We start from the raw sequence: 16,988 nt of genomic DNA, 5'->3' as shown, positions 1-16,988 counted from the left end.
TCTTAGAATTGGATGAATGTCGATCGGCCATTGAGAGCCACTTTGCCTTTCTGATTCACGAAAGTGGTCTCGACCGTAGTGAACATAGTCTTGCCCATTTTCGTTTCTCGCTCAGTCATGCTAGCTATCTTAGGCGTGGCAGTTAGCACATCTCCAGCGCCGACAGGCTCGACAAATTCAAATTCAACACCGCCATCAAGGAGTCGAGTTGGCGCCCCAGCCTTAATCAGCGAATCAACGAGTTTGAAGACAGAAATTCCACCTTTGATTGGCCAGCCGGTGAAACCTGGAGGGCAAATCAACCTGCCATATTTATTTTTGCTGGCGTTCTCTATATCGTTAAATAAAGGGTTGGGGTCACCTATAGCCTGCGCATACCTTTGGATTGCCCCTTCTTCAACCTTGAAAGTAATCGGCTCTCCAGGGACACCTATTAGTTTTTTTAACTCATCTGTAATTATAGACCCTTCAGCCATGGCTTACCTCCTTAAAGTTTAGTTCTTTATTAGAGTCCTACGATTGCAACGCTGACGATGTTCATTGCCGGGAAGCCACCCATGTTATGGGTGAGACCCAGTTTGGGATTCTTTAGCTGGCGCTCTGGCATCTGAGCTTTGCCCTGCAACTGTTTGTACATCTCATATAGCATTCTTAGACCAGAAGCACCAATCGGATGCCCGAAACACTTCAATCCGCCATCAGGCTGAATAGGCTGCTCACCATCCAAGTTGAAGCGTCCAGCCTCGATGTCATCCTTAACCCGTCCCCTCGGGCTAAACTGCAAATCCTCCATAGTTACGGCTTCAGTGATGGAGAAACAGTCATGTACCTCGGCCATGCTTATCTCTTTGCGCGGATTCTTTACACCTGCCTCATTATAAGCCAGTACTCCAGCACGGTACCCAGTCTCAACATGAGCACCGTCCCACTTGGTATACATCAATTCCTCACCCGAACTCAGAGCGACCTGGAGCGACTTGACGTACACGGGGTCGGGCCTCAATTTCTTAGCCATGTCAGCTCGAGTAACGATAGCTGCCGCCGAGCCGTCACTGACCCCACAGCAGTCAAAAAGCCCCAGCGGCCATGCGATGATAGGAGCATTCAGAACTTGTTCCTCAGTTACTTCGCGGCGCAGGTGTGCCTTAGGGTTCCTAGACCCGTTGTAATGGCTTTTAACCGATACCTTAGCTAACATCTTCTTGCCTTCCTCAGGACTGAGCCCATACACGGCAAAGTATCTGGTAGCCATCATGGCAAAACTCCCCGGAGCGGTCAGTTTAGGCATGATGAGTGCATTTTTTGTTCCCATGAGGCCAGGACCACCAGGAAGACCACCATACCCAGTATCCTTAAGCTTCTCCACACCTAGAGCTAACGCAATGTCATAAGCTCCTGAAGCCACTGCATAACAAGCACCCCTAAAAGCTTCTGTGGCAGTAGCACAGAAGTTTTCTACCCTAGTCACGGGGATGAAAGGCAACTTCAGCGCCAATGCCAATGATGTAGCACCCTTGCCCACACTCTGCTCCTCAAAATGCACGCCAAACCAGGCTGCCTGAAGGTCTTTTTTGTCTATCCCCGCATCTTCAATACATTCTTGAAATGCGTCAACCATCAAGTCCTCAGCACCTTTATTCCACAACTCCCCAAATTTGGTACAACCCATCCCTATAATAGCCACCTTGTCCTTAATACCTTCTGCCATTTTTCTCCTCCGTAGTTATTTATTTTTATAGTATTAGGCGCGTACCGGCGTTGCCTTCCACGAGTAGCCGTAAACACCAGTGGGTTCGTCCAAATATCTTCTGCGGAAGGTCATCTCCACTGGCATACCTACTTTAACTGAATCAAGGTCACAGTCCGTAAAGTCAAACCAGAATCTGCCTCCTCCTTCAAAATCGACGAATCCGTAGATTGCCGGCGGGTCAATGCTGGCAGCCAAATTATCACCAGTATAGGTAAAAACAACACCATTCTTGTCTGAAAAACGGTAGTCGTCCATCTGGTCAACGGCACCGCAATCAGGATTTACACACACTCTCTGGAACGGATATTGTGGCGTGCCACACTTTTTACATTTGGAACCACAAAGCGACAAAATTGCCTTCCGCTCTCTGAAAAGCGCGGACATCGGAGTGCGAAGACTCATTTCACCACGCATGCCTGTATCCATCGGAGCCAAATTGCGGAAGGCGAGATATCTCTCATAGCTGGCGAGTTCCTTTTTTAAAGCCAAATGCTTTTTCACTCCACGCCTATCCCCAACCTTCTTGATGTTTTCAGTCACCTGGAATAATAGAGCGTCGCTGCCGTTTCCAAAACTAGCGACCAGTATTTTGTCTCCCGGTTTGGCGTCTTCAAGTGCAGCCACCAACATCATCAAAGGCGAAGCTGCCCCAGTATCACCCACCTTGTCGAGCAACGTATCCTGAATCTGACCCGGCTCAGCACCCAATCGTTTGATTATGGCAGCATGTTCTCTAGCATAAATGCCCGGAAATATAATTTTGGCAAAATCCTTAATGTTCAAATTACATTTCTTTAGTAACCCAGAAATCGCTTCAGGTATCATTTTGGCATAACCTTCATCCCGAATAAACCTGTCTTCCCAGGCATGTTCAAATTCTTCTGCACTTGTTTTCCAGCGGTCAGGGAAATCATAGGAAACAGAATAGGAACCATCCAAAGTAGCAATCACCCCCTCATTCCCCAGCAGCAGAGCTGCCGCACCATCACCATAGAGATGTTCCTGAGGACCGCCAGGCTTACTTAATCGACAGTCAGAAGCACAGACCAGGATATTGCTTGAAGTGCCTCCCTTTACAGCATCAAAAGCAGAGACGAGAGCACTGGTACCTGCCTTGCTAGAACCAATGAAGTCAGCAATCCTTATAGTAGGTTGAAGGTCAAGAGCAACAGCTACAATTGCCGAATTTTGCCTCAGCATATACGGCTGACTAGTAGTAGCTAGAAATAAGCCATCTATCTGCTCTCGCTTCAAGCCGTTTATGCAGTCAATCCCGGCAGCTACCGCCATGCTAAGAGTATCTTCATCATGATTGGCAACTGACTTCTCACCCGGTGTGGGAAATGTTCCCAGAAAACCTACCGCTCCGAAGATAGTATTGTGGTTCATTCTATACCGTGGGATATAAGCTCCGTAAGACTTAATACCTACCATTAATAAACCTCCTAATGTCAGTGTTTTTAGGGCCGAAAGGACTATAGCATAGACCTTATTACCTGTCAACCTTGGACTAATAACGTTCCCAAAATAAATTTTACGAATGAGTGTCCCTTCTGTTGACACTTACCATTAGTGAAGCCATGAACGATAAATAGAAAACGGCTTTTCCTTCAACTGCTTGACAAATGCTGGCAATGATTTTACAATGCACACAAAATAACTGTGCACAAATTATAGGAGTACCGCCATGTATGATGCTAGAAAACATATCTGTTTCAACTTGGGACGGGTGATGCGCCGTGTATACGACTACTACGAAAAGCGACTATCCCCATTCGGGCTAACACCACCACAGTACTTTGTGTTCAACGCCTTATGGATGGACGACAACATCACCATCGGTGAGCTTGGAGACCGGGTCTCACTGGACAGCTCAACACTTACCGGGATTATCGACAGGCTGGAAAAGAGTGGCTATGTGAAACGTAAGCCAAACCCTGATGACAGAAGGTCAGCATTAGTACTCCTTACTGAAAAGGCAAAAGAACTAGGACCTCGTATTTTGGAGTTCGCTGACGAGTTAGACACGACCTTAAAACAGCCATTCTCCAAAAAGGACATGGCTACCTTTGAAAAGGTTCTCAGAACCCTGGGAGAGTCAAGTGCTTGAACACAGAACAGAAAATGAATTGAGAAGGAGAACTATGAAAAAAACTGAATTGTGCAAATTTTTAGGAATCGAGCACCCCATTATTCTGGGCGCAATGGGAGGTATCTCCACTGGCAAATTAGCCGCAGCCGTATCTAACGCAGGCGCCCTTGGTTCAGTAGCCACAGCCTTTATCTCCGTTGAAGAGTCTCGGCGTGAAATTCAAGAATGCAAGCGCCTCACCACCAAGCCTTTCGCGGTTAATTGTCCGCTTTTCCGACCAGACATGGATGCAATGCTCGATGCCATCTTTGCGGAGAGCGTAGGCATAGTCTCCACTTCTGCAGGAAGCCCAGAAAGATGGGCAAAAAAAATCAAAGGCTCAGGAGCAAAATGGCTGCACGTGGTATCTAATGTAAGAGGAGCGGTAAAGGCAGTCGCAGCTGGGGTGGATGTGGTCATCGCTGAAGGCACTGAATCGGGGGGGATTGCCTCCAGAGATGAGATAACTACTATGGTATTGATCCCACAGGTTGTAGACACAGTGAACGTGCCAGTCGTGGCAGCAGGCGGTATAGCTGATGCTCGGGGATTCCTAGCCGCTTTGGCATTAGGAGCTCAGGGAATTCAAATGGGTACCACTTTCCTGGCTACCAAAGAATGCGACCGGGTAAGCGATACTTACAAACAAATGCTTCTCAACGCCTCAGATACCGCCACCGGGCTGGCTACTCGTAAAGCGTACCCTGTCAGGATAATCAAGAACAAGCTCTTCGACACTCTCCAGCAACTGGATGAGGAGAACAAGCCGCGAGAGGAGATACAAATGATACTCGCTCCAAAAATGATGAACTTGTCCCAGGAGAACGACCCCGAGAACGGATTCTACGTTGCAGGACAGGTAGCGGGGCTGATCAATGAGATAAAGACGGTAAAGGAACTGATTGAGGGCATCGTCACAGAGTCTGAGAAGCTTTATCGTAGCCTGGCAGATTAGATCTCATGTAGAGCACAATGACGTGACCCCTATATATACTATATATAAAAGTAAAGAAAAAAGGAGGAAATTATAATGTCCCAGCCAAGAAAGCCAAGGAAGGAAAAAATCGTAGCTGAGGGGGAGGTTTATCAGCATTTTATGGACTGGCTCAGGCAGACATGGTGGGGATTACCCGAGACAGATTATATACTGCCTTTGATAAGAGCTCAGTATACTCCAGAGGAAGCATCACTGCTGACCGGTATGCCGTTTTCAGGGAAAAACCTTGAGGAACTGGCTGAAATAAAACAGATGGACCCTGCCGAACTACGCAAACTGTTTGATGCGATGGCAAGGAAAGGTCTCGTTTTCCGCACGGTGAGAGGGGACACCGTGCGCTACAGACTTAATGATGCATTTTTCATTGGACGCACAGCCTTCTGGCCTGGTCGCAGAGACAAGTTGAGCAAAACCTTGGCACCACTGCACAATCAGCATTACTACCATGGCGGTTTTGAACAGTACAAGCATACACAAGCAAAAGGACTGCGAGTGCTGCCCATTCAAGAGACAATCGAGGACACCAAACAGGTCTTGCCTTACGAAGAGGTAATCAAAGTGCTGGATTCCCAAGATTATTTTGTGGTCACCACCTGTCCTTGCAAGCACCGTAAAAATCTCGACCCTGACTTCCCCAACTGTGAGTATCCCACCGAGGTCTGTCTTCATTTCGGCACGCTCGGCCACTATATCGTGGAAAATGGTATGGGTCGCGAGATCACACGGCAGGAAACTGAAGACATACTACGCCAGTGTGCTGAAGTCGGATTAGTTCATGCAATAGATAACCAACAGGAGAGACCAGATACCATCTGCAATTGCTGCAAATGTTGCTGCATATGGTTCGAGGCATTCCATAAACTGAAACATTCCATGAGCCTGACCCCATCTAACTACCACATTCAAACCAACTCGCACACCTGTATCGGCTGTGGCTTATGCGTCAAGCGCTGCCCCATGGAAGCGCTCCACCTAGAAGACTTCCCTGGAGCCAAAGATAGACTCACCATAGTGCCAGGCGAGAAAGAGTTGAAGAATAAAACTGGCAAAGTATCCGCAGCCAATATTGACTTCTGCATCGGCTGCGGCGTGTGTGCCTACAAATGCCCTACAAAGTCACTGGTGCTAGAACGCCGTGCAGTTATCCATGATCCGCCAGTGACTGGACGCGACTATATTATGCAGTACATGAGCGATTTGCAGGCCACCAAAGACAGCGCTAACAGCAGCAGAACAGTAAATGAAAATGTTAATTACCTGATACAGAAGCGGAGGGTTCTATAGACAATGTCATTAAGCGAAGACATAAAAGATTTTGCCCTTGACCTGGGCTATAGTAGAGTAGGCATTACTACTGCAGACGGCTTCCCAGATTACGTTGCTGAACTCAACGCGCGACGTGACATGTATCGCTGGTACATTGAGAGCACCTTTCAGCCGCTCATAGGCGCTGACCCTAAGAGCGTCATGCCAACAGCTAAATCCATCATAGCCCTGGTGCACGACTTCTCCAGGGAGTCTTTCCCCGAGAAGCTCTTAGGCAAGATAGGTCGGCACTACTTAGGCAGAGGCTACTTAACACCACGAACTCGCATTAACGGCGCACGACGACAACTGATGCGGGACTTTCTAGAGAAAAATGGCTGTCAAGTAGCCGAACGATTGTCTCTTCCAGAACGGCTAGCTGCAGCCCGGACTGGAATTGTCACCTACGGGAAAAATACCTTCGCCTTCGCTGATAATATAGGATCGCTCATCCTCATCACCGCCTTCGTGGTTGATGCTGAACTCGACTACGATGAGTCCATCCTAAAGGTCAAGTGCCCACCTAAATGCACTGCTTGCATCGAAGCTTGCCCCACGGGGTCACTCTACGAACCTATGAAGATGGACCCACGCCGTTGCATCGCCTTCAATACCTTTATGACCCAAGATAACTACCCCGGAGGCGTCACCAGCTACATACCACCTGACATCAGAGAGAAGATGGGCACATGGATTCACGGCTGCGATATCTGTCAAGAAGTATGCCCCCGAAACCAGAAGAGGTTAAAGGCAAAGCTGCCCGAGAATGAGTTCCTGACCAAGATGGCAAAAGATTTTGAGCTCACTAAGCTTCTGAATCTCACTGATGAGTACTACACCAAAGGAGTACAACCGCTGATGTACAACTACATCAGGCACAAGAAATACTTCCAGAGAAACGCCGCCATTGCCATCGGGAATACAGGCGATCCCGCTTATATCCCTGACCTCGCCCAGGCAATGCAAGACCCTGAAGAGCTGGTGCGTGGCTACGTTGCTTGGGCCCTAGGTAAAATCGGAGGCAGCCAAGCGAGACAAGTGCTGGAGGCCAGACTGATACATGAAACATCCGAGTTTTCCAGAAAGGAAATCCAAGCTGCTCTGGCTGCCGCCTGAGCCAGTCAGTCAATAAACGCTTACGTTGACGGATGAGAAACAGCGGCGAATCATAGATGCTACAAATTGCACCTTACAACAGTTGTTGTCATATATTATATATTTATATATAAGGTAAAGGAGACAGAGAATGGTTACTCCAAGTATGACCAAGTTGACACAGAAAATAAAAGAACTCGCTAGGGAGAAAGGGGCTGACCTGGTGGGAGTTGCACCAGTGAGCCGCTTCGAGGAGGCCCCCGATAATCGTCACCCAAGGTTCTATATTCCACAGGCACAAGCCGTTGTGGTAGTAGCTATGCGGGTGCCGCTGGGTATCCTGCGCTGTGTAGCCAAAGGAAAAGAGGTTTATACATACCAAAGCTATGCATTAAAGACAATTAATGCCGAGCTTGACATGATTGCCTTCCACTTAGCCAATCTTATCGAGAGACAGGGCTATGAAGCCTGCCCTATACCAGCTAATGCCCCCAGAGACCCCTTGTTCCGCTGGGGGATTAGCCATCGCCACGCTGCCGTAGCCGCCGGAATGGGTGAGCTAGGCCAACACCAGCTTTTGCTCACTCCAGAATTCGGCGGCAAACAAAAGCTGGTGAGCATTATCACCGATGCTCCATTAAACCCCGACCCATTAGTCAAGCATCAAATTTGCGACCACTGCAACATGTGTGTCAATATCTGCCCTACCCAGGCACTTACAGCAGACAGGCTTGATACCTTCCACATGGATGGGATGGAATTAGCATCCGGGCATGTTACTAAATGGCGGTGTATCTTCGGCTGTGGTGGTCTGACAAGTAAGGGGACCTTCGCCATGACAGAATTTACCTTGCCCGAGACCAGGCCGAGCACTGAGGAGATGTTCAGTTATCTCGCTAGAAAACACCCAGCTCAGGCTTATCTGGAGCGTGAGGTAGGTGCACAACCAGCCTGGTGCGCCAAATGCTATGCTGTCTGTGCTGTTCACCTTGACAAAAAGAAGGGTGAAAAGATAAAAGACATAGCAACCTAATCGTGTACAACACTAAGCCCTTCAGCCATCTCTAGCCCTGCGCTTCCCGATGCACCCCATAATGGCTTATTCACTGTGGGCTTGACGGCTCAAAGCCACAAGTGTACTATCAATCTTCAAAAAGCTAAGTCTGCTTTGAGCCTTGTCGCCAACTGAAAGTGGAAAAGCAGGCTTGAAGGGAAGAAATTATGAACATCGGCAGTCTGATCGAGGATAACATCAAGAGATTTGGCGAATATGAAAGCGTCTACTTCGAAGGTAGATGGTACACCAACACTGAGGGGAACCGCAATGCTAACCGACTGGGCAATGCGCTGAAAGCTCTGGGCATTGGCAAAGGCGATCGGGTAGCAATACAGATGCCCAATAGCCCACCGGTGTTCTCAGCATTTCCAGCCATATACAAAATAGGCGGCATTGTTGTCCCACTGAATCCGTTACTTAGGCCTGAGCAGGCTGCCTACATATACCGCGACTGTGGAGCAAAAGCCCTCCTTACTAGCTCAGATTATTTAGGCTGGATTATAGAGGCACAGAAGCATGCTCCAGACTTGAAACACATCATCTTGACTGACAAAGATGATGTTCCTGGCACTATCTCCTACAGTGAACTAATGTCGCAAAGCTCAGACGAACTAGTAATAGAAGAGACCGACAATGACGATGTTGCCGCCCTGATATATACCGCCGGCACCACAGGACAGCCTAAAGGTGTAATGCAAACTCACTATTCCCTTTACATCAATGCCTTGTCTTTCTATGAATATGTCCTTATCCACCGTCCCGTTACCCTACGACAAACAAGCCAATCCATAGACTCCAGAGCACTTAAACCCATCGATGAAACACGCTGCGTCACCGGTGTTAATCGGACTGGGGTCAGCCTGGGTGTGCTGCCTCTATCACACTCCTATGGCATTGCATTCAGCAACGTGGGATCTCTTGTAGGAGGAAAAGCCGTCGTACTCAGGTGGTGGAATGTTGAGGAGGCACTGAAGAGCATCCAGGCATTCCGTGTTACTCACATGGCAGCAGTTCCCACCATGTATGTCCAGATACTGGACTTCCCCGACCTAGACAAATACGATTTAAGTTCACTTCAAGAATGCAATTCTGGCGGAGCAGCGCTTCCTGTGGAAGTCGCTCTAAGGTGGAAGCAAAAGATTGGAGTCGATATAAGAGAGGGCTGGGGACTGACCGAGTCAGGTGCCACTACCGCAGGACAGCCAGCTGAATTCCCGCCTAAGTACGGCTCCATCGGCAAGTGTCTATTGAAATGCAATACAATAAAGATCTTCGACGAGAACAGTCAGGAACTTCTACCCGGACAACGAGGAGAGATCGTAGTAAAAGGCCCTACGCTGATGAAAGGCTACTGGAACCTACCTGAAGAGACAACCCAAACCATCAAAGACGGATGGCTTTACACAGGCGATATAGGCTATATTGATGAAGACGGCTATATCTACATCACCGACCGTAAAAAGGACATTATAATCCGGGGAGGAGAAAATGTATCACCTCGGGAGGTAGAGGAAATTCTTTGTCTGCATCCCAAAGTTGCCGATGCAGGAGTTATCGGCATACCTGATAAGGTCTACGGCGAAGAGATAAAGGCTTTCTTGGTTCTCAAGCCAGGAGAGCAAGCTAACGAAGAGGAAATAATCGCCTTTTGCAAAGAACATCTACCTAGCTTCAAGACACCGAAAAAAGTGCAATTCATAGATTCCTTGCCCAAGAACCTTCTGGGTAAGTTACTAAGGGCAGAATTACGAAATCTGAGTTAATTTCGACCAAGGTCTGTCAAGACACTGAGCCGCTAATTGCCTCTTTCCGTCCCAATACTTCCTTGTAGGTGTCCCTCTGGACGATGTACTGCATGATCTCCGAGGTTCCCGAAGCAATTCTTCCCAACCTCACAAACCGCACATAAGACTCTATGGGATATTTATTCGTATAACCAATCCCTCCCAGCACTTGAAGAGCCATATCGGCAATCTGATACCCCATTTCTCCAGCCAGGTACTTTGCCTCGGCAATCTCCTTCATGGCTTTAGGACCATATTTATCCACCAGTCTGCATCCCCTCAAAATCATGGTAGAAATAGCATCCCTTTTTATAATCATATCAGCCACCATGTTATAAACCGTGGGGATTCGACTCAAAGTGACGCCAAAAGCCTCACGTTCAAGGGAATATTTGATAGCTTCATCTATGCAGCGCCTGGCTCCCCCAAGCGCCCCTGCGGCAGTGCTCAGCCTCTCCCATATTAAAATGGTGTCCAGAACCCCACTGCCGTCTCCCTCTTTGCCCAGGATGCTTTCCTTCGGAACCTTGATGCTCTTCATAATCGAATGGGACACACCTGCACCGTGATAGCCCATCATTCTGAACTTTTCTACAACCTCTATCCCCATCTCCCGGTCAATTAAAAAGGCAGAAAGTCCACCTTTTAGTGCTGGCCTATTTGTGTCGGTAATGGCAAAAGTGAGAAAGAAGTCTGCACCTAAGCCTCCAACTTGAAAGCGCTTCTCACCGGTAACGGTATAGAAATCACCATTTAATATTGCCTTAGTCTTATAACTATTGATATCGGAGCCGGCTCCGGGCTCTGTCATAGCAATAGCTGCCACCTTCAGGCCTTGAGATACAGGAATAACGTAATCTTTCTTTTGCTTCTCAGTCCCATACTCGCAGATTGCGTTACCGACCCACCCAGTGGAGCACCCGGGACAGCTTAGAGCAGGACCAACATAGGCTAACTCCTCGCTCTTTATGATTTCATAAACAAGTCCGCGGTTCTTACCCCCATATTTTTCAGGCAAGCACATCCCGAAATAGCCTTTCTTCCCCAAAATTCTGACCAGCTCAGTGGGAAAATCTATCTCGTCTCTTTCCTGTTTTTCTGCCAGACCTAGCGGAACTATTTCCTTCTTGAGAAACCCTCTGAACTCTCTTCTAAAATTCAACTCTTCGTGGGTCATTAAAACATCCGGCATCTCAAAACCTCCTTTCGTACATTAGAATTCTACACGCTAATGATTTTTATGGCACTCTTAGGGCACAAGTCTACGCATGAATCACACACATAGCAGGCTTCTATTTTAGCCACCTTTACACTACCATCTTCCTGAACAAAAACTTTAACAGGACAGAAATCTACGCACAAGCCACAGCTGTCACACAGTGCTTGGTCGATCTCAATAGCAAGGACAGCTTCCGGCGACATCTCGTAATACTTGGAACCAAAACAGAAAGTTAAACAATTTTAAGCCGACTTCCAAATTGAGCCAAGGGGAAAAATCATAGGCAATCACTCTATTCCTTGGGAACGACTCACAGCTAAATAAAAAGCGACCCCGATGGGATTCGAACCCACGATCTCCACCGTGACAGGGTGGCATGTTAGACCGCTACACCACGGGGCCATGCTAACGAAGTCCCGCCCACCAAAACATTCCCCACTTCAAAAAGTCTATCAACATAAGGTTCACTGTGTCAAGCCGCTTATTTCGCATATTTGAACCACTCGACAATCACGTATCAATTTTCAAGGTTAGATTTGATTTTTTCTCCATGGCAATATAAACTACGCTTTCAACAATAACATCTGCTAATACATTCAATTCTTGGAGTTGGCTTTAGCCTCGCTTCCAGGTGACAGGAGGACAAAATTAATGAATTATAGAAGTTTACTGTTTTTCCTAGCTTTAACTACCATCATCCTCCCATCGTTATTCCTGTCATCTCCTATCCCCGTCCATGCCACTAACGTTACCATAGCCCCAACCTCAGGCGCCGTTGGTACATCTATACTGATCGAGGGTAACGGCTTCTCAGGCCGCTTAGCTACCATCCAGTGGGATAACCAGACTATACTTAGCAAGATACCCATATCCGAAACAGGTGAACTAAAGTGCAATTTAAAAATTCCACCTTCTTTCAGGGGCAACCACATCATTGAAATTACAGATGACAGTAATTGGGCTAGCAGTACGGCTTCAGCTACATTTACTGTGCTTCCAGGCATAGAAATTGTGCCACGCATTGGTCGAAAATATACACCAGTTACAGTTATCGGGAACGGCTTCGCTGCCTTCGAAAAGGATATTAAGATAACATGGGACAATACTGTCCTACCCACTTCTACAAATGCCAATCACCTTGGCATATGGAGCATCAATTTTGATGTACCCGAAACGAATAATGGTGAGCACTCTATCAGTGCTTTCAGTAGCTCAACCGATGCGTCGGAAATAGGTGAACACCGATTCATCGTAGCTCCAGCTGCAAAAGTCGAACCAACCGCAGGGCCAGTGGGCACAAAAATTAAGATCGATGGTTTTGGCTTTCGAACCGGTGAGGACGGCATTACCATAACCTGGGATGGCGAAATCATCGTGTGCAATATAGTAGGTGAGGCCGATGGTAGTTGGAGTACCACACTAAGCATCCCGCCTTCAACCAAAGGCAACCATACAATCGGTGTCTACGGCAGCAGTTTTACACCGAGAGGAATTGTTCCCGACACAATTTTTGACGTAGTTCCACATCTTGAGCTGCAGCCAGCCTCAGGGAACAAGGGGACCAAGATAACTGTCAGCGGGACAGGTTTCAACAATGGTGAAACAATAACCCTAAGCTTTGAGGGGATGACTCTCGATGCAAAAGCCATTGCCGACAACACAGGTAGCTTTAGTGCCGCTTTTGAGGCTCCTCAAATCAGAATCAAAGACAACAAAGTAAAAGCTACGGGAAGCACTGGCAATTCGGCTCAGGCTATATTTACCACACATAAAATCGCCCCGCCTACACCAACGCTATCATCCCCCGAGCAGAGAGCTAAATTGGCAACCTTTGATTCAATGGGCGACGTGTTTCTTAGAACTGCTAAATTCCTAATCGAAATTATCGCCTTCAGAGATTCTAGGCATCGGGGCTTTGGGGCACCTACAGCCACTTTTGATTGGTCAGATATTAACGCCGAAGACGAGGTAAGTTATACCTTACAGATTGCCCGTGGTGACGACTTCTCATCGCAGGCTCTATTGAAGGAAAATTTAGTTGACTCAAAGTATGCCTTATCAAAGAATGACATCCTGACTCAAGACAGCTACAGTTGGAGAGTTAAAGCTGTAGATGACATTGGCAACGAAAGCCCATGGTCAGAGGTTCAGGAATTTGAAGTAATTCCAATGTCTAATCAAGTCCTCATTTTCTCACTAGTCATTCTGATAATTCTTATCGCCGCAATAGTGGTAGGAGGAATGCTAAACTGGCGGATGCAGAGGACCAAAAGGGAATTCATTAGACAATAATCAGGTCCGACCAAACTTTGCTTGTTTCTTGTTGTTATTATATGATATAGTGAATAAAGCTTTTAGTTAACCGCTAGGGGTGTCCGGGGAAAATAATCCGGGCTGAGACTCCGTTATTGCGGAGAACCGTCAGAACCTGACCTTGGTAATACAAGCGTAGGGAAGCGGTAAATTGAACCAAGGGTTTAGTAGTGGTTACTAGAGCACTTGGTTTTTTTCTTTGGGAGATAAAATGACACAACTAGATTTGGCAAAACAGGGTATCATATCACCCCAAATAAAGCAGATAGCTCAACAGGAAGACGTAAGCCAAGAAATTATACAGCAATACGCATCTGAAGGCAAAATCGTAATCCCCGCCAATGTTAATCACGCCAACCTGGTTCCCTGCGGCATTGGCAAGGAACTCACTGTTAAGATTAACGCCAATATTGGCACTTCATCAGATTACGGCAATACAGACAGTGAATTGGAGAAATTGCGCATCGCCATCCAATTTGGTGCTGATGCGGTTATGGATCTGAGCACCGGTGGTGACATTTCAGCCATCCGCCAAGATATAATAGCTGCCAGCATTCTGCCGGTAGGCACTGTGCCTATATATCAGGCAGGAATTGAAGCTATTGAACGACGTGGTGCAATAGTAAACATGACTATAGACGAAATCTTCGCTGTGATTGAGCAGCAGGCTAAAGACGGTGTAGATTTTATGACTGTTCATTGTGGCGTTAATCGAGCAGCTATCGAACGGCTAAAACATCAGCGTAGGCTGACCGATGTTGTTTCCCGAGGAGGCGCATTTCTTATCGGTTGGATGTTATACAACGACCATGAGAACCCACTGTACGAATATTTTGATCGTTTATTAGACATAGCCCGTAAGTTTGACGTGACTCTAAGTCTGGGTGACGGTATGCGTCCAGGCAGCATAGCTGATGCTACCGATCGGGCTCAAATTGAAGAACTGATTACCCTAGGTGAGCTAGTGGAACAAGCTAGAGAAGCTGGCGTACAAACAATGGTAGAGGGACCAGGACATTTACCGCTGGATCAAATTGTCACTAACGTTCAATTAGAAAAAAGCCTTTGTCACGGAGCTCCATTTTATGTCCTCGGCCCCCTGGTAACTGACATTGCTGCCGGATACGACCATATAACTGCTGCTATTGGCGGCGCCATTGCCGCCGCCTCAGGGGCTGATTTTCTGTGTTATGTCACACCTGCAGAACATCTCTCGCTACCAGACGTTGAAGATGTAAAAATAGGTGTGATAGCTTCGCGCATTGCCGCCCATGCTGCTGACATTGTTAGAGGCACAAAGAGAGCAAGCGAGTGGGACAGAAAAATGTCTATGGCTAGAAAGAACCTCGATTGGGGATTACAAGCTGAGCTGTCACTAGACCCCGAAAAAGTTCGGCTAGTTCACAATAAATACACCCCTACCGGGCCAACTTGTAGTATGTGTGGCAAATACTGTGCAATGGCACTGGTAGAAAAATACCTAGGAATCTCAACAATCAAATGTTGATTTCCTGAGCATTATTCAACATGAAGACAGAGATAATTTCAATTGGCACTGAACTTCTTCTAGGGGAGATAACTGACACAAACTCCGCTTATCTTGCCAGCCAACTACCTTTGCTCGGGCTTGACCTTAACTTCATATCCACAGTCGGTGACAACCAGCACAGACTAATCGAGACCCTGAAGCAAGCTTGGCAGAGATCTGACATCATCATCACTACTGGTGGTTTAGGGCCTACACAAGACGATATCACTCGCGAAGCTATCGCAGATTTTCTCGGAGAGGAGCTAGCGATTGACCACACTCTAGTCCAGAAATTTGAAGAGCTATTCAGCTACTATAAAATAGAAATGCCGCCAAGCAATATCAAGCAAGCAACAATAATTCCCTCAGCAAAAATTATCCGGAATCCTCGAGGTACTGCGCCCGGTTGGTGGATAGAACGTGATAATCGAATAGTTATCACCATGCCCGGCCCACCACGCGAGATGGAATTAATGTGGACAAAAGAAATAATACCCAGACTGCAAAAGAAAATAGCTAATGCTGTCATTGTTTCCAAAACACTTAAGACTTTCGGCCTTACTGAGGCGGAAATAGACGAACGAGCAAGTCCTTTCCTTCCCGCCACAAACCCGACTTTGGCCACATACGCTAAAATTGATGGCATTTACTTACGCATCACAGCCAAAGCAAACACCAAAAGCAAGGCACAAGAGCTTATTACCCAACGTGAAGCTGACCTTAGGGCAATCTTAAATGATTATATATGGGGAGTTGATTCTGACACTCTCGAGAACCTTGTTGGAGCCTTGCTTAGAGCAAAAGAATTGAGCCTGGCTACTATGGAATCCTACACTGGTGGTTATCTAGCCAACGTCGTCACGAATGTTCCGGGAAGCTCTAGATATTTTAGGGGAGGCCTTGTTGCCTATACTGATGAAACCAGGACGGCCTTTGGACTTAACCAGCAGCTTATCTCTCGGTGTGGAACCGTCAGCAGCGAGGCAGCTGAAGCTATGGCAACAATAGCTAGAGAAAAACTGGGGACATCTATCGGTGTCGGACTCACTGGAGTTATGGGACCTGCGGAAATCGAGGGGCAACCAATCGGTACCATCTTTGTTGGCCTCGACGACGGGCAGCGCAGGCAGAGTTTTGCTAGAAACTATCCTGGTAACCGACTACAAGTAAAACAAAGAGCGGTCACGACAGCACTTTTCGAACTAAGGAAAAGCTTGATTTAGGGAGAACCATGCACCTGGTTATTGATGGCTACGGAGACAATCCAAAACTAATGCAGGATGAGCAATTCATCTATCAACTACTGGATTCCTATCCTGTCCGGATTGGAATGACAAAGATTTCGTCTCCGCTTGTTTTTAGATACACCGGCTCCAAACCCGAAGACTGGGGAATCTCTGGCTTCGTCTTTATCGCAGAGAGTCATATCAGCATTCATACTTTCGTCGAACGCCGCTATATCAATATTGACGTTTTCTCATGCAAAGACTTCAATGCCGAGCAGGTCATTAGGGACTTCAAAGATAAATTTCAACTATCTAGATTGTCAAGCCGCCTAATCAACCGGGATTGGGATATAGATGATCTTGCCTAAGCCACTGATATATCTTAACTCCTCTCAATTTGAGACATGGAAAACATAGAAGACCTGCTCTCTCCCGCAAAATCTTGCTGGCATATCATTGACCCTACCCCATTTTATAGGAAACTATGAATTAGAGTTTTCTGGTCGTATTTAGCATACTCCATGGGGCTTAAGTATTTCAACGAACTATGCGGCCTGTTTTCATTATAGTCTATTCTCCAGGC

16 protein-coding genes, 1 tRNA gene and 1 riboswitch are annotated in these 16,988 nt (G+C 47.1%); of the genes, 10 read left to right on the top strand and 7 right to left on the bottom strand.

The features are described 5' to 3' along the window. Positions 1-2: 2 nt before the first annotated feature. Genes FJ023_06230 through FJ023_06220 form a run of 3 tightly spaced genes read right to left on the bottom strand, consistent with a single transcriptional unit; the run spans position 3 to position 3,184 of the window. A complete protein-coding gene (locus FJ023_06230) occupies positions 3-476 on the bottom strand; it encodes a MaoC family dehydratase (GenBank protein MBM4446934.1) in 474 nt (157 codons plus the stop codon). A 29-nt stretch (positions 477-505) separates the two neighbouring features. Then, a complete protein-coding gene (locus FJ023_06225) occupies positions 506-1,708 on the bottom strand; it encodes an acetyl-CoA acetyltransferase (protein ID MBM4446933.1) in 1,203 nt (400 codons plus the stop codon). 33 nt (positions 1,709-1,741) lie between these two features. Next, on the bottom strand, positions 1,742-3,184 hold the full coding sequence (locus FJ023_06220) for a 3-hydroxy-3-methylglutaryl CoA synthase (GenBank protein ID MBM4446932.1): 1,443 nt from the start codon (positions 3,182-3,184) through the stop codon (positions 1,742-1,744). A 253-nt stretch (positions 3,185-3,437) separates the two neighbouring features. Here FJ023_06220 and FJ023_06215 point away from each other — a divergent pair, with 253 nt between their 5' ends. The 6 genes from FJ023_06215 (at position 3,438) to FJ023_06190 (ending at position 10,098) form a co-directional block, all read left to right on the top strand. Next, complete coding sequence (locus tag FJ023_06215) at positions 3,438-3,860, top strand: MarR family transcriptional regulator (GenBank protein ID MBM4446931.1); 423 nt, start codon at positions 3,438-3,440, stop codon at positions 3,858-3,860. Between the two features lie 34 nt (positions 3,861-3,894). After that, positions 3,895-4,836, top strand: a complete 942-nt coding sequence (locus tag FJ023_06210) for an enoyl-[acyl-carrier-protein] reductase FabK (protein MBM4446930.1) — start codon at positions 3,895-3,897, stop codon at positions 4,834-4,836. A gap of 75 nt (positions 4,837-4,911) precedes the next feature. Beyond that, positions 4,912-6,162 (top strand): 4Fe-4S dicluster domain-containing protein, encoded by a 1,251-nt coding sequence (locus FJ023_06205; GenBank protein ID MBM4446929.1) that lies wholly within the window; start codon positions 4,912-4,914, stop codon positions 6,160-6,162. A 3-nt stretch (positions 6,163-6,165) separates the two neighbouring features. Beyond that, complete coding sequence (locus tag FJ023_06200) at positions 6,166-7,299, top strand: epoxyqueuosine reductase (protein ID MBM4446928.1); 1,134 nt, start codon at positions 6,166-6,168, stop codon at positions 7,297-7,299. Between the two features lie 130 nt (positions 7,300-7,429). Then, positions 7,430-8,311: an epoxyqueuosine reductase gene (locus FJ023_06195; protein MBM4446927.1), complete on the top strand. Its 882-nt coding sequence runs from the start codon at positions 7,430-7,432 to the stop codon at positions 8,309-8,311. Positions 8,312-8,499: 188 nt separating this feature from the next. Beyond that, complete coding sequence (locus tag FJ023_06190) at positions 8,500-10,098, top strand: long-chain fatty acid--CoA ligase (protein ID MBM4446926.1); 1,599 nt, start codon at positions 8,500-8,502, stop codon at positions 10,096-10,098. A gap of 16 nt (positions 10,099-10,114) precedes the next feature. Here the strand turns inward: FJ023_06190 and FJ023_06185 are convergent, their stop codons facing one another. From FJ023_06185 to FJ023_06175, 3 genes are all read right to left on the bottom strand, one after another. Continuing rightward, positions 10,115-11,311 (bottom strand): acyl-CoA dehydrogenase, encoded by a 1,197-nt coding sequence (locus FJ023_06185; protein MBM4446925.1) that lies wholly within the window; start codon positions 11,309-11,311, stop codon positions 10,115-10,117. A 29-nt stretch (positions 11,312-11,340) separates the two neighbouring features. Then, on the bottom strand, positions 11,341-11,541 hold the full coding sequence (locus FJ023_06180; GenBank protein ID MBM4446924.1) for a 4Fe-4S dicluster domain-containing protein: 201 nt from the start codon (positions 11,539-11,541) through the stop codon (positions 11,341-11,343). A gap of 125 nt (positions 11,542-11,666) precedes the next feature. After that, positions 11,667-11,740, bottom strand: a tRNA-Asp gene (locus FJ023_06175). Between the two features lie 249 nt (positions 11,741-11,989). Between FJ023_06175 and FJ023_06170 the strand changes: the two genes are divergently transcribed. The 4 genes from FJ023_06170 (at position 11,990) to FJ023_06155 (ending at position 16,773) form a co-directional block, all read left to right on the top strand. Beyond that, positions 11,990-13,630 (top strand): hypothetical protein, encoded by a 1,641-nt coding sequence (locus tag FJ023_06170; protein MBM4446923.1) that lies wholly within the window; start codon positions 11,990-11,992, stop codon positions 13,628-13,630. A gap of 65 nt (positions 13,631-13,695) precedes the next feature. Beyond that, positions 13,696-13,810, top strand: a riboswitch (TPP riboswitch). A gap of 52 nt (positions 13,811-13,862) precedes the next feature. Next, positions 13,863-15,158 (top strand): phosphomethylpyrimidine synthase ThiC, encoded by a 1,296-nt coding sequence (gene thiC, locus FJ023_06165; protein MBM4446922.1) that lies wholly within the window; start codon positions 13,863-13,865, stop codon positions 15,156-15,158. A 20-nt stretch (positions 15,159-15,178) separates the two neighbouring features. Then, positions 15,179-16,402 (top strand): competence/damage-inducible protein A, encoded by a 1,224-nt coding sequence (locus FJ023_06160; protein ID MBM4446921.1) that lies wholly within the window; start codon positions 15,179-15,181, stop codon positions 16,400-16,402. Positions 16,403-16,410: 8 nt separating this feature from the next. Then, entirely contained in the window at positions 16,411-16,773 is a 363-nt protein-coding gene (locus FJ023_06155; GenBank protein ID MBM4446920.1) for an S-adenosylmethionine decarboxylase proenzyme, read from the top strand. A 104-nt stretch (positions 16,774-16,877) separates the two neighbouring features. Here the strand turns inward: FJ023_06155 and FJ023_06150 are convergent. Next, the coding region (locus tag FJ023_06150) for a transposase (GenBank protein MBM4446919.1) at positions 16,878-16,988 on the bottom strand (111 nt) is incomplete at its 5' end.

Source organism: Chloroflexota bacterium, from assembly GCA_016875875.1.
Classification (GTDB): domain Bacteria; phylum Chloroflexota; class Dehalococcoidia; order GIF9; family UBA5629; genus 9FT-COMBO-48-23.
Note: the sequence above shows the minus strand (reverse complement) of the source record. Positions and strands in the feature narration are given on the sequence as shown.

Excerpts from the sequence above, each read along its gene's own strand:
- FJ023_06230 (MBM4446934.1), bottom strand. The coding sequence starts at position 476 with ATGGCTGAAGGGTCTATAATTACAGATGAGTTAAAAAAACTAATAGGT.
- FJ023_06225 (MBM4446933.1), bottom strand. The coding sequence starts at position 1,708 with ATGGCAGAAGGTATTAAGGACAAGGTGGCTATTATAGGGATGGGTTGT.
- FJ023_06220 (MBM4446932.1), bottom strand. The coding sequence starts at position 3,184 with ATGGTAGGTATTAAGTCTTACGGAGCTTATATCCCACGGTATAGAATG.
- FJ023_06215 (MBM4446931.1), top strand. The coding sequence starts at position 3,438 with ATGTATGATGCTAGAAAACATATCTGTTTCAACTTGGGACGGGTGATG.
- FJ023_06210 (MBM4446930.1), top strand. The coding sequence starts at position 3,895 with ATGAAAAAAACTGAATTGTGCAAATTTTTAGGAATCGAGCACCCCATT.
- FJ023_06205 (MBM4446929.1), top strand. The coding sequence starts at position 4,912 with ATGTCCCAGCCAAGAAAGCCAAGGAAGGAAAAAATCGTAGCTGAGGGG.
- FJ023_06200 (MBM4446928.1), top strand. The coding sequence starts at position 6,166 with ATGTCATTAAGCGAAGACATAAAAGATTTTGCCCTTGACCTGGGCTAT.
- FJ023_06195 (MBM4446927.1), top strand. The coding sequence starts at position 7,430 with ATGGTTACTCCAAGTATGACCAAGTTGACACAGAAAATAAAAGAACTC.
- FJ023_06190 (MBM4446926.1), top strand. The coding sequence starts at position 8,500 with ATGAACATCGGCAGTCTGATCGAGGATAACATCAAGAGATTTGGCGAA.
- FJ023_06185 (MBM4446925.1), bottom strand. The coding sequence starts at position 11,311 with ATGCCGGATGTTTTAATGACCCACGAAGAGTTGAATTTTAGAAGAGAG.
- FJ023_06180 (MBM4446924.1), bottom strand. The coding sequence starts at position 11,541 with ATGTCGCCGGAAGCTGTCCTTGCTATTGAGATCGACCAAGCACTGTGT.
- FJ023_06170 (MBM4446923.1), top strand. The coding sequence starts at position 11,990 with ATGAATTATAGAAGTTTACTGTTTTTCCTAGCTTTAACTACCATCATC.
- thiC (MBM4446922.1), top strand. The coding sequence starts at position 13,863 with ATGACACAACTAGATTTGGCAAAACAGGGTATCATATCACCCCAAATA.
- FJ023_06160 (MBM4446921.1), top strand. The coding sequence starts at position 15,179 with ATGAAGACAGAGATAATTTCAATTGGCACTGAACTTCTTCTAGGGGAG.
- FJ023_06155 (MBM4446920.1), top strand. The coding sequence starts at position 16,411 with ATGCACCTGGTTATTGATGGCTACGGAGACAATCCAAAACTAATGCAG.